Below are 12,972 nucleotides of genomic sequence, written 5' to 3' on the forward strand. Positions count from 1 at the left end.
GCGGGGTTTCGGGGTCAGCAGTCATGGGTCAGTTCTCCTCGGGGGTGAGGGCGGTCAGGGGTCGGATGGTGTGGTGGATGCGGGTGGGTTGGGCGTCGGGCTTGGGGCGGTGCGCGTGGCCGGGGCAGAAGTCGGCACTGTCACCGCCCACATCCCAGCCCTGCTGTTCGGCCAGGGCGTACGCCTGGGTTTCGTCGGCGGTACCGGTCGGCAGGAACTGTCCGCACATCCCATGCGGGCCGGACCGGTCGCAGCGCACGACCAGGGCGAGGCTCATCAGAACTTCCACCATCCGTTGTAGCCGTCGGGGATGGCCGGGTAGTTGGCGAGCATCGGCCGCAGCACGGCCAGGTGCGCCTCGATCACGTCGAGCTTCTGCGCACCCCAGTAGTTCTCGCCGTCCCACCGGCCGTCGCAGTCACCGCCATACCGGCCGTCGTCGTGACGGGTGACGAACTCGGTGCCGTCAGCGGGCTCGGTGTCCTGGAAGTCCCACAGGGTCCCGACGCAGGCGACCGTGACGCCCTGCTTCCGGCGGAACCAGACGGCGTTGATCCGGCCGAAGTAGAAGCTGCTTCCGTCCCGGCGGTCCTTCTTGGCTGTCCGCAGCGAGCCGAGGTCGATGGCGTAGGGGCGGCGACTAATGAGGAACCGGTCTTCTCGGATCAAGATGGGTCTCCTTATGTGGGAGGGCCGCCCGGCCGGGCTGCGACACCGTGGTGCTGGCCGGGCGGCCCGTTCGTGGTGGGGGGTGGTGCTGGTGACGTGCGGGTCAGTACTCGCGGCGGTCGACGGTGATGGTCGGCTTCCACGGGGCGACCGCTTCCTCGATACGGGCCTGGATTTCGTCCAGGTCGTCTTGGGTGAGGTCGCTCAGGTCGATGTGGATGTCGGCGGCGATCACGGGGCCTCCTGTGTCGGTTTTGGGTGGTGCGACCGGACACCCCACGCAGGGGGGTTGGGTGGGGTGTCCGGCCCGTCGGGTCCCGTCGGGGGATGCAGGACCCGGGCTTGGGTGGTTAGGGGGTGACGCGGTAGTAGCGGGCGTCGTACCCGTGGATGGTGTTCTGTGCGGCATGGGTGGGGGCGGTGGTGGTGAGGAGGTGGTCGGTGACCTGAGCTACGTGTTCGTCGGGGACGGTCACGACGGAGTCGGGGACGGTGTAGCCATCGGGGTCCGTAAGGCGGAGTTCCTGCACGCGGGTGCCCCCATGAGGTGGCGAGTGGCGGGTTGTTGGCCCTGCCCACTCTAACGTCAATGTAGTGCGATGGCAATACATTGACAGTTCGGGTCCAACCAAAAGGGGCCCAACCCCACCCGGGAGTCAGACCCCTACCGCGAACCAGCAGGTCTAAAAGGGAGGTTCATCCGACCAGCCGCCACCCTGCTGCCCCGCCGACTGCGACGCCCACGGATCCTCCGCACCACGCCCCTGCGACTGGCGGCCCTGCTGCGCCGGCTGCTGCTGGCCCTGCCCACCTCCGCTGCCTGACGCCTTCGTCACCTTCGCCGTGGCGCGGAGCAGCGAGGGGGCCACTTCCTCGACATCCAACTCAAAAACCGTCCGCTTGACCCCTTCCCGGTCCTCGTACGACCGCTGCTTCAACCGGCCCTGCACGATGACCCGCATCCCCTTCTCCAACGTCGAAGCCGCATTCTCCGCAGCCTGCCGCCAAACCGAGCAGGTCAGAAACAGCCCCTCGCCGTCCTTCCAGGCGTTCGTCTGCTTGTCGAAGATCCGAGGCGTGGACGCAACCCGGAACTGGCAGACCGCAGCGCCCGACGGGGTGAACTTCAGGTTCGGCTCGTCGACCAGATTGCCAACCAGGGTGATCATCGTTTCGCCAGCCATCAGGCTGCACTCCTCATGTCGTCACGGGTCATGTCCTTGTCCTGCAGCGAGACGTACACCCGCCGCCACGGCACCGGCCGGCCCTCAGCACGGGCCGCGGCCTTCAAGCGCTCCCACGACCTCGAGACCGCGTCCGCGCTCATCTCCATACGCGCACCGACCTCATCCGGGGTCAGGTTCGTCCACTCCATCAGGTGCTGGATGGCCTGCCGGCGCCCCTCGTTGCCGAGCACCACCGACTCCCCCAGCAGGAACCGGTCGACGACGTTGGCCCCCTCGGTCGGGCGAGGCGCTGCAGCGTCCATCTGCGGAAGCGCCTTCGGGTCGTCGATCGTGTCGTCATCCCACGCCAACGGAGGGGCCCAACCGTGGCTCTCTGCCAGCCGTCGGGTCTTCCACGATGCCCCGACCCTCATGGCCAGCGCGTCGTACGCCTGCCTGATGGCGCGGTCCCTGTCCAGTGCCAGTGTCGACCAGTGACCGACCGCCAGGCCGCTGATGAAGTCCCGCGACAGCCCGGACACTGCAGCGATCTCGTGCTGGTAGTGGCCAAGAGCGTACAAAGCTCTCAGTCGGCGTACAGCGCCCAGCGACGATACGTTTCCCAAGGTCACTGGGGAAGACGCCTGCACTGCCATGATCCCCAGTGCGTTTCTGCGGAGAACAGTCTTCCGATGGCCCAGTGCAACCTTCGCAATAGTGGTCGCGCTGACTCCCGAGACTCCGGCTATCTGGCCGCTGCTCATGCCGCACTTCTGCAGCATCAACACGTGGTTGCGCACAGGGCCGGCGGGGACAGACCGCGGCCGGCCCGCAAGACGGTCCAGGCGCCGTTCCGCGTCGGCTCGGGACGCAGCCCGGGTGCAGCGGGGGCACCTGCAGCCTTGCTTGTAGTCGCTCTGAGTGCCATGCCGGTCTGTCGACTTGCTCATGCCGACACCCCCACGTTCTGCATGGCCATGTCCAACGCCTCGGCAGTCATGGACTCCAGAGCCCGCTGGACGTTGCGGACGGTCTGCACGTTCGTGCCCATGGCGTCCGCGATGCCCTTCGGCTTCAACGTCTTCTCCAGCTCCAGGAACTCGCCCAGGCGGTGCTCGATGATGTGGTCCCGGGCGGATTTGCCGTCCCGGGCCCGCTCGTAGGCCTTGAGGCGGCGGCCCTGCAGCTTGCGCCGCTCCTTCTCCGTCATGCCACCCCACACCCCCGCCCCCTGCTTGGTGTCCAACGCCCATCCCAGGCACTCCCCCTGGACCGGGCACCGCTGGCACACGCCCTTCGCCTGTTCGGCCTGCATCACCGCCTCATCCGACCCTCCGAGGGGGAAGAACAGGTCGGGGTCTTCGTTGGCGCAGGCGGACAGGTGACGCCAGTCGTGGGCGGGTCCGGGGGCTACGGCGTTTGTTATGGCACGGCCTGTCATCACGGTCATTTGGGGTCTCCGGTGAGGGTGTAGAGGCGGATGATCGCGCCGGGCTGGTCGAGGGCTTCGGGGTGTTCGCCGGGGTAGACCTTGCGGGCGGTGAGTTCAGTGACTTGGGAGTCGTCCTTGATGACTCCGGATGCTGAGAGGGAGTCGAGGCATGCGCGGGCGTGGTGGTCGATGTCTGTGCTGTGTCGGGTGATGGGCCAGGTGCGGCGGCGTTTGGGGGCGGTCTTGGGTTTGGGGACGGTGATGGTGACTTGGACGTTGGTGGGGGTGTTGGTGTAGAGGCCGTGTTCCTGTTTGGGGGTGCGGCAGGTAAGGCAGATGCCGTTCCAGTCGGTGTAGCCGTGGCAGCCGGTGGTGTCGCGGACGGCTTGGATGATGGCGTGGCGCCAGGGTTTGAGGGTTTTCTCGTTGGTGTGGCGGGCGCCGCGGCCTTTGCCGAGGAAGCTGATTTGGCCTTGGCCGGCGGGGGTGCCGTGGACGGTGATGAGGGCGACTTGCTGCCAGACCGTGCTGGGGAGGGAGTCGGGGGCTGTGAGGGTCACTGGGGGCCTTCCGGTGGCGGCGGTTAGTGGACGCGCAGGACGGTCAGCGGCATGGCGCCGGGCGTGGCGGCGTCGGCGGTAGCCCAGTTGGCGACCCAGTCCCAGTCGGGGTCTTCGTCGTTCTCCGGGTTCGGGGCGTGGAACGTGGCCCAGACCTGCTTGATGTCGGGGAGCCAGTCCCGGCGGTAGCAGGTGGTGCAGTCCTGGAGGTTGAGCAGTCCGATGAAGAGGCGGGCGTGTCGGTTGAATGCGGCGAGGGCCCGTCGGGGGGTGTGGTGTCCGAGGGCGAACATCCATTCGCCTTCTTCTCCGAGGTGGGCGACGGGGATGTCGAAGTGGGTGGCTTCCATGGTTTCGGGGGTGGGTCCGGGGGTGGTGATGGTGGTCATGGTTGGTCTCCTGGGGTGGTTAGGCGGCGTATTCGGTGATGTGGATGGGGCCGTGGGGTCCGGTGCGGAGGTGGGTGGCTTGGCCTTGGCTGTGGCCTAGGTGGATGTGTTGGCAGTAGTGGCACCGGTAGGTGTGGAAGCCGGGTCCGCCTTCGCCGCGTATTTGGCGGGCTCGTCGGCGGGCTTGGCGTCTGCTGGTGAAGCGGGCTTTGCCGAGGCAGGCGATCTGGTACTCGGTCATGCGGCTTCGCGGGTGTTGCTGGCTTGGGCGCGGAGGGCTTGGCATTCGATGAGGCGGTAGGCGAGGACGTCTTCGTAGAGGTGGGCTTTCTTCTCCCAGTCCTTGGTCCCTGTGGTGGCGAGTTGCTTGTGTACGTCGCGTAGGAGAGTTTTGAGAGACCAGCGCCAGCGGGTGAGGTTGTCGGGGTGCCGGAGGGCGAGGCGGTCTGCGGCGGTGGCGGTCTTCTTGGCGTCGGCGTCGACGAGGTCGGTGAAGTCGGTGGCGCTGAGGGTTTGGAGGCGTGCGACGTCTTGGGGCTGTGCCTCTTGGTCTGTGGGGAGTTCTTCGTTGAGGTTTCGGGTGAGGTGCCACAGGGCGCAGCGGCATTTGTAGGGGTGGAGGGTGGCTTGGTGGAGGAAGTGGTCGGTGATGCGTTGCCGGTCGGCTGCTTGGTATGTGGGGTGTCCGATGCGCCAGGGGGTGGGGCAGACCTTCTTCATGGCGTGTCCTTCTTGGGTGTGCGGGGTGCGGGGAGTCCGAGGTGGTCGGCGAGGTTGCTGCGGGCGGTGATGTCGTGGGCGGGGTTGTTGATCCATCCGGTGAGGCGGGTGATGACTGCGCGGATGCGGGCGAGTTCGTCTTCGGCTGCGCGTAGGTCGGGGTGGTGTTGGAGTTGGGTGGCGAGGCCGGCGATGTAGGCGGGCTCTGGCAGGCCGTCAGCCATGGCTTGCCTTGCGGTGCTGGCACTTGCCGGTCAGGCAGGGGTGGGCACGGCGGTCGTACTCCTCGCGGTTGACCAGTTCGTGTCGGTAGCCTTCGCGGGCTTCGCGGCGCCGGTCGGCGACGCGCGGCGTGAACTCCTTGTGGGCGTCTTCGGCGAGCGGGCCGACGTACTCCTCAAGGGCTGATCCGGCGACGCAGCCGTTGGGGGCGATGCGGATCCAGAAGCCTCGGTTCTTGGTGTCGGTCATGGCTGTGGGTGCTCCTTGGGCTGGTCGTTGTCGGCGGCGTGGGCTGCGCGGAGTTCGGCGACGTCGGTGAGTTGGGTGTCGGCGGCGCTGGTGGTGGCCCGGTGGACGCCTTCGCCGATTTGGCGGGCGCGGATGGCGCGGGGGTTGTGGCTGGTGCAGTCGGCGACGGTGGCGGTGAACTGGTCGATGTCGCCGATGTGGGTGACGGGGGTGGCGTGCCACTGGCCGTGGGGGCATTTCTGGGTGGCGGTGAGTTGGTTGGGGTGCCGGTCGTAGATGAGGCGGGCACTGTGGGGGTTGTCGGGGTCCATGAGCGCCGTGGCTTGGTCGGTGCTCATGCCGGTCCAGGTGTCGTAGTAGGCGGGTATGCCGAGGGTGCCGGCGTGGATGGTGGCGGTGGCGGCGTTGGCGCGGGCGTCGAAGATGACGGGCGGGTCGAGGATCACGACCGGTTCGGCCGGGTCTGGGGCGGGCTTGTCGAGGCTGATGGGTGTGGTTTTGGTGAGGTCGACCAGGCGGAGGGGCGGCTGGGGTGCGGGGGCCCGGCGGGTGGGCTGGGTGCGGTGCGGCTTGCGGGTGCGGGTACGGCTGCTCACGGTTGTTCTCCGTCCTGGTGCTGGGTGTTGTTGCGTGGTGCGAGGCCGTGCTGGGAGGCGTAGATCATGGCTGCGGCTATGACTCCGAGCACGGCGGCGATCGAGGCGGGCCAGGTCACTCGGTCGGCTGGGGAGCGTCGGGGCCGGCCGGTACGCCGGCCATTTCCGCGTCAAGGTCGAGTGAGTACCGGAGCATGGCGGCGGCGTGGTCCTGGCCGATGCCGTCCAGCCAGTCGGCGTTGGAGCGGGTCATCTCGGCGCGGGAGGCGCGGATGCGGTCCAGCTCGGCCAGCAAGGCAGGGACCGCGTCGGCCGGTGCGTGTGCGGAGCAGCAGGAGAAGCCGATGGTCGGGTGATCCTGGTAGACCGCCACGGCGGTACGGATCTCCTGCTCACGTTCCGGGGTGAGGGGGCTGGCGGGGGTGGTGTCGGTCATCGGGTTCCTTCCGTGCTGAGCGGTCTGGTCTCTTCGGTGGCGCTCACGAGGTCACCTCTGTCATGCAGTGGCGCTCCCACTTGGCGGCGAACCGGTCGATCGGCTTGTCCGGCGTGACGGTTCCGAGGTCCTTGCCGCACTGGCAGGACCCGATCAGTTCGCAGTCGCCGTACTGGACGATCAGGGCGTGGCCGCCCGCGAGGGTTTCCCGGAAGTCAGGGTCCGGCTGATCGGCCCACGGTTCGGCGTAGGTGCGTGTGAGCAGCGCGCGGGCAGCAACGGCGGTGAGGCCGGTCTTCTCCAGTGCGTCGAGGAGGTCCATGCGGGCGGTCACAGGGCATCGGCCAGCAGGTCGACGTGCGCCAGCTCGGTCTCGGCTGCCTTGACGGCGGCCAGCTCGAAGCGGAGTTCGATGATGCGGTCCTGGTAGCCGAGGACGTACATGAGGGCGGGGTGGTATTCGGCGTGGAGGGCGGCACGGACGTTGAGTTGGTCGAGGGTGAGGGTGGCGGAGTCGTCGTAGGCGTCGCCGCGGCCGGCGTAGTAGGGGTCGGGGTCGCCGGTGGTGGCGGGGGCGGGGGTCATGGTGGTCATGTCGGGTCTCCGTCTGGTGGGGGCGGGCGGCTGGGGGTTACGCGACGGTGCGGAGGGCGTTGGTGATTTCGTAGGCGACGACCTCGGTGTCGAGGAGCAGCACGGACACGTGGACGGGGATGGTCGTGCCGTTGGCGTAGGGCTCGGTGGTGGTGTGGAGGGTCCACAGGGCGAGCTGGTCGCCGGCGGGCTGGCGGGTGGTGGTGCCGTGCATGATGTGGAGCCAGAGGGCGAGGTCGTCAATGTCGGCGGTGAAGATGTGGGCGGTTCCGTCGTCGCGTACTTCGAGGCGTCCGAGGGGCAGGCCGTAGAGGTTGGTGGTGCATTCGACGGCGGTGGTGATGTCCTGGCGGGCCTGCTGGCGGGCGAGGAAGCTGGTGTCGGCCATGGGTTCTCCTGTGCTGGGTGTGCGGAGGTTGGACACCCGGGCCTGGGAGCTACTGCCGTACCTGGGGTGCGGGTGCTCACCAAGCCCGGGGAGCTTGGGGGTTAGTCGCTTTCGATGCGGTGTTCGTCGGCGCAGGTCTCGCACTGGACGAATTCGACGGTGCCGTCCCGGTAGGTGCGGGCCTTTACGGCGTCGAACACGCGGGTGCAGCCGTAGCAGTTCTGGCAGCTGCAGCGGGCGAGTTCACCGGAGGCCGGGGGTCGGATGCCGATGAGGTCGATGACCTGGCCGTGGAGGAGGGCGGAGGCGGTGAGGTTTCGGTTGTCGGCCTCATGGTCGGCCTGGTCGAGCAGGGCGCTGGCCTTGGCGGCAGTGCCGGGGGCGAGTCGGTGAAGCTGGATCTCGCAGGGGCGTGTTTGGGCGTGCGGCAGTACAGCTGTGGCCATGTCTGGCTCCTGAACTGGGGTGCTGTGTCCGCGTGTTGGGCGGGACGTTGTCGGCTACGCCAGACTAACGCGAATGTAGTGTCATGGCAATACATTGGGTGGGGTGGGCATGAGAAAGCCCCCGGACCCGGCGGTAAACCCGGGGCGGGGGCTCCTCTGTCCTGCGGGACCAGACCTGAACTAGTCCCGCTTGGCGATCTCCTCCTTGTGCACCCGAAGCATCTCGGTGAAGGACACCACCATGACGCTCTGCCGGCGGCCAATGTCACGGTTCAACCTGGCCACCCACCGATGGGAGACGCGCTCCTCCCACTCGGTCCTGACGTCGTGTGCGGCGATCCACCGCCTCAGGGTCGTCTCGCTGGCGGGGTGCCCCGTCTCCCTGAATAAGGCGGAGCACTCCTGGAGGGTGACCATGTCGCTGACGTCCGGCGTGACTGTGAAGACGGCCAAGGTCGGCCTCCCGATGATCGACGGTCGCAGTTCGCAGCTGACGGCGGCCGATACCGAGTGAACCCCCCGTCGGGGTCCAGTGAAATGCGGTGGTTCCTATTGAGTTGTGGCTCTTGTGGTAGGTAGACCAGCGGACTGGCCGTCAGGTTGTACCGCCTGCGGCTTTTTCTTGATGGCTCAACCGGTTGACGTGCTCGTACGCCAGGTGCCCCAGTGACCAAGTGTTGGCGATGCCGTCACTGTCGACGCACGGGTCGACGGCGGGCTGATAGGCGCAGACTGCGCGGCGCCGGGCGGCGTCCCAGAACAGGCCCCATGTTCCGCAGCCGGGGCAGGGGTGCGGGCGGATCACTTTGTGGTCGCCGGCGGCTATCGCGTGTTCGAGGCCCTGCCGGTAGATGACCCGCTCCCGCTCGAGGCGTCGTTCGCCCTCGAGGTCGGGGGTGCTGGCGCGCCACCAGTCGTACACGGCGGCGACGTCGGCGGGGACTGGGCCGGCGTTGCGGGTCTGCTGGGCGCGGGCTTTGCGGGTGACTTCGTCGACACTGCGGACGATGTGGTCGAACACGGCCAGGTTCAGGGGTACGGGGTGCATGGCGGCTGGGCCGCGTTCTTGGGGACCGCGGTTGGGGGGCGTAGTGAACTCTGTTGCGAGGAGGTGGAGTCTGCCCGCTGCCGGGTCGTCCTGTCCCATGGTGTCCCCGTCCCGTCGTGGCCCCGGGGGCGCAGTGCGTAGCGGACATGGTGCCGGGGCGCGCGCCGGGGGCCGGAGATGTTGTTCCTCCGGTGTTCCGGACGCCCCATGATGGCACGGGTATGGCCGTTGTTGAACGTGTTGTTGCCGATGATCTACGGTCTGTGCACGGTTGTTGCGGAGTCGGCACATCTGACCACTCATCAGTAACATGCGAGGTCAGGGCCGGTGGGGTGTTACAGCCCTTGGGGCGCCTGCCTCATGCCTTCGAAGGTTGCCATGAGCATGGCGTGTTCTGCGGGGCCGATGAGGCCTTGGGCGAGGGCGCCGTCGATGAGGTTGAGGACGCCGTCCATGGTGATCGTGAAGGCCTGCGCCGTGGCCGGGTCGGTCAGGGTGCGTCCGCGACTGGTGAACAGTGCCTGGACTTGTTCCCCTATGGCGGCGAGGACCGGGTCGACGGGCGGCGCCTCGTGGGCTGTGGGGCCGGCGGGTCGGGTGCTGATGCCTGGGGGTCCGGTCGTGCCGGGGGCGGGCCTTCGGCGGTGGTCGCTGAGGCTGATCACGTCCGCACCGTCCACGCCCGCGGTGCCGGGATCTCCGGGCGGGCGGGTGTGGCAGGTGCAGGTGGTGGGGCATGGGGGTTGCGCTGCTGCGGGCATGGGGCGTCTCCGCTCCTCCGGCAGGCGGGAAGGGGCTGTACGGGGTCCGGCACTCCTCCGGTCCCGTACCCCGGTCCTGACTGCCGTCCAGGGCCGGGGATGCCACTGTGACACCTATTACGGCCGGTAGGTACGGAGAGACTCAGTTTTGACATTGCGATAACCGACCGAGGGGTAACCTACCGGCCAATCCCGTACAGACTGTGGGTGGCTGATGTACGCGGGGTACGGGTGAGCCCCCGACAGTCGGGGGGACGGTGTTTTGCCGACAACGTCTGCCCGGCCCGGCGGGGGCTCTAGGACCTCACGGGCAGCCCCGTCAGATGACGGTGATTGTAGCGGGGTTAGCGTCCGTGCTGGTGGGGGTTGGGGAAGTTTCTGCCGGGCACGGGGTCTGGGTGCGGGGCCGAGGGCTGCGAACTCCGTGGGCGGAGTGCCTCGACCCCGCCACTGGGCTCCCGATGGGAACGCCAGTAGTACCCACTCAACGGTGCCTGGTACACGTATGGGAAGGGGTGTGCGGCTTGTTTCACTCGTTCGCGTGACCGAAAAACCACTGCAAGTTACCGGGATTCGGCGGATACTGACCAGAATTCAAAAGCGGCCCCACTACCTCCGGTAAACGCAGGCAGTGGGGCCGCAGTCGGTTCTGGCAGAACCGGATTCACCCCTTCACGGGGAACCCGATCCGGTCCGTGATCCCCCGGAACAAGGTCATCGACTCCGACTTGGGGGCCCAGATCGGCAAGGGCTCCTGGGCGTCGAACGCTTCCGCCACGACAACCGCGTTACGGATGCCGGGCAGCAGCCGGTCCCCGTACGACGCCAGAGCTTCGTCCTGCATGTTCGTGAAGAACTTCCCCTGCGACTCCGCCTTGGCGTCATTGACGCAGTACCAGCTGCACCGTGTCGAGACGCCGTGGTCCTCGAAGTCGGCGACCACGTCCAGGACCTCCTGCGCGAGGGCACGGGCCCCGCGGAGTTCCTTCCGCATGGGCCGCATCATCGTGATGACGTCCGTCCCCGCGACAAGGAGCGACTGCGACAGGCGCGCGTACGAGGCGGGGGCGTCGATGGCGATGAAGTCGTACTGGCCCTGCTGGACCTGTGTCTTCAGGACGTCGCGCAACCAGAACACCCCGAGAGGATCCTGGACCAGCTCGCCGTCGGCCTGCGACATCTTGATGTCGCCGCGCACCAGGTCCAGTCCGGGGATGACCTGGAAGGCGTCGTCGCCGTCGCCGGCCTCTATGCGGGTGCGGGCGGGAACGGTGACGTCGGCGAGCTTGGCCCGGCGCAGCATGAGGTCGTGGATGGTCTGCACGCCGGGCGGGACGAAGTCACCGTCGTATCCGTACCAGTACGACATGTCTGACTGCAGGTCGGCGTCGACGATGAGGCCGCGGTATCCGCGGAGGGCCGCTTCGGTGAAGACGGTGTTCGCGAACGTGGTCTTCCCGACGGACCCGGCCCGGTTCATCATCACGAACACGGGGGGCAGGTGGGGTGCGTACAGAGGGGGCGTGTACTGGGTCATGGGTCTCCTTGAGCGAAGGCCGAGGGTGGTCAGCCGAGGTGGCGGCGCTCCCACTCGGCTGGCTCGTAGCCAGCTTCGATCAGGTGGGTGAGGTAGGCGACGTCGCGGTAGTCCCAGTTGCGGCTGCGGTTGGAGGCTCGCAGTTCATCTTCGGCGAGGGCGACCGCGTAGGCGAGTCTGGCGATCAGGGTAGCGTCCCCGCGGACGAGGAGGGCGTCGCGGTAGCTGTTGGCTCCCATGGCTGCGGCGTCGGCTTGGTCGGCGTCCTTGAGCCAGCCGTGGGCGCGGGTGAGCGCGGGCGGGGTGGCGTGGATGAGGGCGGTCACTGCGACGCGGGTGCTCTGTGGGTCGGTGGCCGGCTTGTCGTAGTCGATGACGAGCTGGCGGCAGTGCTCGTTGCGGGCGGCGTTCGCTTGGGCGCGGCCTTCTTGTTCGGCTGTGACCGCGGGGGTGGCGACACGGGCCGGCTCGAGGGTCTTCGCCTCGCCGGCCTCTGCCTCACTTGCCGGGGTGGCTGCCGGTTCTGCCAGAACCGGTTCTGTGCTCGCCGGGTCCTCGAGCGTTGCGGCGGTGACTGCCGTCGGCACAAGGGCGGGTTCTGGGTGAGGGGGGTTCGGTTCGGGTTCAGCGGTCCGGGACGGCGGCACGGTGGGCGTCGCATCCGGTTCTGGCAGAACCGGTTCGGGCGGGGTGCTGGGAGCTGGGGTGCTGTCGTAGTCGGTTCTGGCAGAACCGCCCAGGAGGATGTTGACGGCGTCCTGGGCGATGACGCTGCGGCTGCGCATGATCTCTGCCGCGTCCAGGACCCGCTCGGGCTGCCCGTCCAGGGCGACGAGGAGGTTGTAGGCGGCGTCCACTCCGAGGCGTTTCTCATGGATGGCCTGCTGGGCGTCCTTGGGCAGGGCCAGCAGCGCGATGCGCTTCGTGATGTGCGACTTGCTCTTGCCGACCTGCTTGCCGATCTGGGCGTGGGTAGCGCCCTTGCCTTGCAGGCGCCGGTAGCCCTCGCCCTCCTGGAAGACGTTGAGGGCCTTTCGCTTCAGGTTCTCTTCCAGCATGAGCAGGTCGAGGTGCTTAACCTGATCGTCCTGGACGTCGACCTTGACTTCTGTCAGCCCGGCCAGGGATGCGGCAGCCAGTCGTCGGTGTCCGGCCATGACGATGAAGTCGGCGCCGGCAACAGCATCTGCGTCTTGGGGGTACTCCCGAAGGTGCGCGTCACGGGTGCAGACGACGAGGGCCTGGATGAGGCCGATCTCCCGCATGGAGTTGACGGTCGCATCTTGTTCTTCGTCGCTCTCCCAGAGGTCGTCGCCGCGTAGGTTCTGCGGGTTGGGCACGATGCGGGTGATCGCGATTTCGCGGGCTCGAGATGCGTCTGGCCGCAGCGGGATCTCTTTGACGGCTCCTGCGGTGTTCTGTGACCCGCCGGGCTTCGAGCGCGGCATCGGTTCCTCCTGCGTGGTGCTCGGGTGTACCGCCCGGACATTACCGGTTCTGGCAGAACCGGTGGAGGACTGGGGCATTCCCGGGTGAGTCAGTACGGCTGCCCCTGGTGTTCCTTGATGAGGTGGTCGAGCATGCGGCGTTCGGCTTCGGCCTGGTAGGCGTCGCGTGCTTCGTCTGGGTGGACGTGCTGGTGGGTGAAGTACCAGTCGAGGGTGGTGTCCCAGCATGCGGCGCCCATGAGGTGGACGTCGGCGTGGAGGAGGCAGGTGGTGGGCTGTGGGGGGTGTTGGGCGGGCAATGCTGCTCCTGT

The 12,972-nt window shown here is 67.7% G+C and carries 24 protein-coding genes and 1 pseudogene; all 25 read right to left on the minus strand.

The window, feature by feature from the left end; genetic code table 11:
- Positions 1-28 precede the first annotated feature (28 nt).
- Entirely contained in the window at positions 29-277 is a 249-nt protein-coding gene (locus HY68_RS36595) for a hypothetical protein (protein ID WP_042001150.1), read from the minus strand.
- On the minus strand, positions 277-669 hold the full coding sequence (locus tag HY68_RS36600) for a hypothetical protein (RefSeq protein WP_042001152.1): 393 nt from the start codon (positions 667-669) through the stop codon (positions 277-279). The genes HY68_RS36595 and HY68_RS36600 overlap by 1 nt, the downstream gene beginning before the upstream one ends.
- A gap of 103 nt (positions 670-772) precedes the next feature.
- Positions 773-904 carry a hypothetical protein gene (locus HY68_RS46140; protein WP_277816793.1) on the minus strand — a complete coding sequence of 44 codons (132 nt, stop codon included), beginning with the start codon at positions 902-904 and terminating at the stop codon, positions 773-775.
- A gap of 115 nt (positions 905-1,019) precedes the next feature.
- Entirely contained in the window at positions 1,020-1,199 is a 180-nt protein-coding gene (locus HY68_RS36605) for a hypothetical protein (protein WP_042001156.1), read from the minus strand.
- A gap of 153 nt (positions 1,200-1,352) precedes the next feature.
- Complete coding sequence (locus HY68_RS36610) at positions 1,353-1,853, minus strand: single-stranded DNA-binding protein (RefSeq protein ID WP_042001159.1); 501 nt, start codon at positions 1,851-1,853, stop codon at positions 1,353-1,355.
- On the minus strand, positions 1,853-2,599 hold the full coding sequence (locus HY68_RS36615; RefSeq protein WP_157874557.1) for a hypothetical protein: 747 nt from the start codon (positions 2,597-2,599) through the stop codon (positions 1,853-1,855). Before HY68_RS36615 ends, HY68_RS36610 begins: the two co-directional genes overlap by 1 nt.
- A 371-nt stretch (positions 2,600-2,970) precedes the next feature.
- Positions 2,971-3,276: pseudogene (locus HY68_RS45940) on the minus strand (WhiB family transcriptional regulator); the annotation flags it as partial.
- A 5-nt stretch (positions 3,277-3,281) separates the two neighbouring features.
- Positions 3,282-3,827: a RusA family crossover junction endodeoxyribonuclease gene (locus tag HY68_RS43175; protein WP_042001164.1), complete on the minus strand. Its 546-nt coding sequence runs from the start codon at positions 3,825-3,827 to the stop codon at positions 3,282-3,284.
- 23 nt (positions 3,828-3,850) lie between these two features.
- Complete coding sequence (locus HY68_RS43180; RefSeq protein ID WP_042001167.1) at positions 3,851-4,216, minus strand: hypothetical protein; 366 nt, start codon at positions 4,214-4,216, stop codon at positions 3,851-3,853.
- A 237-nt stretch (positions 4,217-4,453) separates the two neighbouring features.
- On the minus strand, positions 4,454-4,936 hold the full coding sequence (locus HY68_RS36635) for a hypothetical protein (protein ID WP_042001170.1): 483 nt from the start codon (positions 4,934-4,936) through the stop codon (positions 4,454-4,456).
- Positions 4,933-5,160, minus strand: a complete 228-nt coding sequence (locus HY68_RS36640; protein WP_042001173.1) for a hypothetical protein — start codon at positions 5,158-5,160, stop codon at positions 4,933-4,935. Before HY68_RS36640 ends, HY68_RS36635 begins: the two co-directional genes overlap by 4 nt.
- Positions 5,153-5,407 carry a hypothetical protein gene (locus HY68_RS36645; protein ID WP_042001175.1) on the minus strand — a complete coding sequence of 85 codons (255 nt, stop codon included), beginning with the start codon at positions 5,405-5,407 and terminating at the stop codon, positions 5,153-5,155. Before HY68_RS36645 ends, HY68_RS36640 begins: the two co-directional genes overlap by 8 nt.
- Positions 5,404-6,003 carry a hypothetical protein gene (locus HY68_RS36650; RefSeq protein WP_042001178.1) on the minus strand — a complete coding sequence of 200 codons (600 nt, stop codon included), beginning with the start codon at positions 6,001-6,003 and terminating at the stop codon, positions 5,404-5,406. Before HY68_RS36650 ends, HY68_RS36645 begins: the two co-directional genes overlap by 4 nt.
- Positions 6,000-6,122: a hypothetical protein gene (locus HY68_RS46145; RefSeq protein ID WP_277816794.1), complete on the minus strand. Its 123-nt coding sequence runs from the start codon at positions 6,120-6,122 to the stop codon at positions 6,000-6,002. Before HY68_RS46145 ends, HY68_RS36650 begins: the two co-directional genes overlap by 4 nt.
- Positions 6,119-6,439 (minus strand): hypothetical protein, encoded by a 321-nt coding sequence (locus tag HY68_RS36655; protein WP_042001180.1) that lies wholly within the window; start codon positions 6,437-6,439, stop codon positions 6,119-6,121. Before HY68_RS36655 ends, HY68_RS46145 begins: the two co-directional genes overlap by 4 nt.
- A gap of 43 nt (positions 6,440-6,482) precedes the next feature.
- Positions 6,483-6,761 (minus strand): hypothetical protein, encoded by a 279-nt coding sequence (locus HY68_RS36660; protein WP_157874558.1) that lies wholly within the window; start codon positions 6,759-6,761, stop codon positions 6,483-6,485.
- 8 nt (positions 6,762-6,769) lie between these two features.
- On the minus strand, positions 6,770-7,033 hold the full coding sequence (locus HY68_RS36665) for a hypothetical protein (RefSeq protein WP_042001186.1): 264 nt from the start codon (positions 7,031-7,033) through the stop codon (positions 6,770-6,772).
- A 37-nt stretch (positions 7,034-7,070) separates the two neighbouring features.
- The gene (locus tag HY68_RS39880) at positions 7,071-7,421 is read right to left on the minus strand and encodes a hypothetical protein (RefSeq protein ID WP_052457541.1); all 351 of its coding nucleotides are present in this window, start codon (positions 7,419-7,421) and stop codon (positions 7,071-7,073) included.
- Between the two features lie 101 nt (positions 7,422-7,522).
- Positions 7,523-7,867 (minus strand): hypothetical protein, encoded by a 345-nt coding sequence (locus HY68_RS36675; protein ID WP_042001188.1) that lies wholly within the window; start codon positions 7,865-7,867, stop codon positions 7,523-7,525.
- Between the two features lie 180 nt (positions 7,868-8,047).
- Positions 8,048-8,320 carry a hypothetical protein gene (locus HY68_RS36680; protein WP_157874559.1) on the minus strand — a complete coding sequence of 91 codons (273 nt, stop codon included), beginning with the start codon at positions 8,318-8,320 and terminating at the stop codon, positions 8,048-8,050.
- A 142-nt stretch (positions 8,321-8,462) separates the two neighbouring features.
- The gene (locus tag HY68_RS36685; RefSeq protein WP_157874560.1) at positions 8,463-8,888 is read right to left on the minus strand and encodes a hypothetical protein; all 426 of its coding nucleotides are present in this window, start codon (positions 8,886-8,888) and stop codon (positions 8,463-8,465) included.
- A 362-nt stretch (positions 8,889-9,250) separates the two neighbouring features.
- A complete protein-coding gene (locus tag HY68_RS36690) occupies positions 9,251-9,580 on the minus strand; it encodes a hypothetical protein (RefSeq protein ID WP_157874561.1) in 330 nt (109 codons plus the stop codon).
- A 760-nt stretch (positions 9,581-10,340) separates the two neighbouring features.
- Entirely contained in the window at positions 10,341-11,213 is an 873-nt protein-coding gene (locus HY68_RS39885) for a ParA family protein (RefSeq protein ID WP_052457542.1), read from the minus strand.
- A gap of 29 nt (positions 11,214-11,242) precedes the next feature.
- A complete protein-coding gene (locus HY68_RS36700; RefSeq protein ID WP_042001200.1) occupies positions 11,243-12,661 on the minus strand; it encodes a ParB/RepB/Spo0J family partition protein in 1,419 nt (472 codons plus the stop codon).
- Positions 12,662-12,750: 89 nt separating this feature from the next.
- On the minus strand, positions 12,751-12,960 hold the full coding sequence (locus tag HY68_RS43185) for a hypothetical protein (RefSeq protein ID WP_157874562.1): 210 nt from the start codon (positions 12,958-12,960) through the stop codon (positions 12,751-12,753).
- Between the last annotated feature and the right edge of the window lie 12 nt (positions 12,961-12,972).

This window comes from Streptomyces sp. AcH 505, assembly GCF_000818175.1.
GTDB lineage: Bacteria > Actinomycetota > Actinomycetes > Streptomycetales > Streptomycetaceae > Streptomyces.

Bases quoted from the DNA above. Each gene is read 5' to 3' on its own strand.
- HY68_RS36595 (WP_042001150.1), bottom strand. From the start codon at position 277: ATGAGCCTCGCCCTGGTCGTGCGCTGCGACCGGTCCGGCCCGCATGGG.
- HY68_RS36610 (WP_042001159.1), bottom strand. From the start codon at position 1,853: ATGGCTGGCGAAACGATGATCACCCTGGTTGGCAATCTGGTCGACGAG.
- HY68_RS36615 (WP_157874557.1), bottom strand. From the start codon at position 2,599: ATGAGCAGCGGCCAGATAGCCGGAGTCTCGGGAGTCAGCGCGACCACT.
- HY68_RS43180 (WP_042001167.1), bottom strand. From the start codon at position 4,216: ATGACCACCATCACCACCCCCGGACCCACCCCCGAAACCATGGAAGCC.
- HY68_RS36635 (WP_042001170.1), bottom strand. From the start codon at position 4,936: ATGAAGAAGGTCTGCCCCACCCCCTGGCGCATCGGACACCCCACATAC.
- HY68_RS36640 (WP_042001173.1), bottom strand. From the start codon at position 5,160: ATGGCTGACGGCCTGCCAGAGCCCGCCTACATCGCCGGCCTCGCCACC.
- HY68_RS36645 (WP_042001175.1), bottom strand. From the start codon at position 5,407: ATGACCGACACCAAGAACCGAGGCTTCTGGATCCGCATCGCCCCCAAC.
- HY68_RS36655 (WP_042001180.1), bottom strand. From the start codon at position 6,439: ATGACCGACACCACCCCCGCCAGCCCCCTCACCCCGGAACGTGAGCAG.
- HY68_RS36660 (WP_157874558.1), bottom strand. From the start codon at position 6,761: ATGGACCTCCTCGACGCACTGGAGAAGACCGGCCTCACCGCCGTTGCT.
- HY68_RS36665 (WP_042001186.1), bottom strand. From the start codon at position 7,033: ATGACCACCATGACCCCCGCCCCCGCCACCACCGGCGACCCCGACCCC.
- HY68_RS39880 (WP_052457541.1), bottom strand. From the start codon at position 7,421: ATGGCCGACACCAGCTTCCTCGCCCGCCAGCAGGCCCGCCAGGACATC.
- HY68_RS36675 (WP_042001188.1), bottom strand. From the start codon at position 7,867: ATGGCCACAGCTGTACTGCCGCACGCCCAAACACGCCCCTGCGAGATC.
- HY68_RS39885 (WP_052457542.1), bottom strand. From the start codon at position 11,213: ATGACCCAGTACACGCCCCCTCTGTACGCACCCCACCTGCCCCCCGTG.
- HY68_RS36700 (WP_042001200.1), bottom strand. From the start codon at position 12,661: ATGCCGCGCTCGAAGCCCGGCGGGTCACAGAACACCGCAGGAGCCGTC.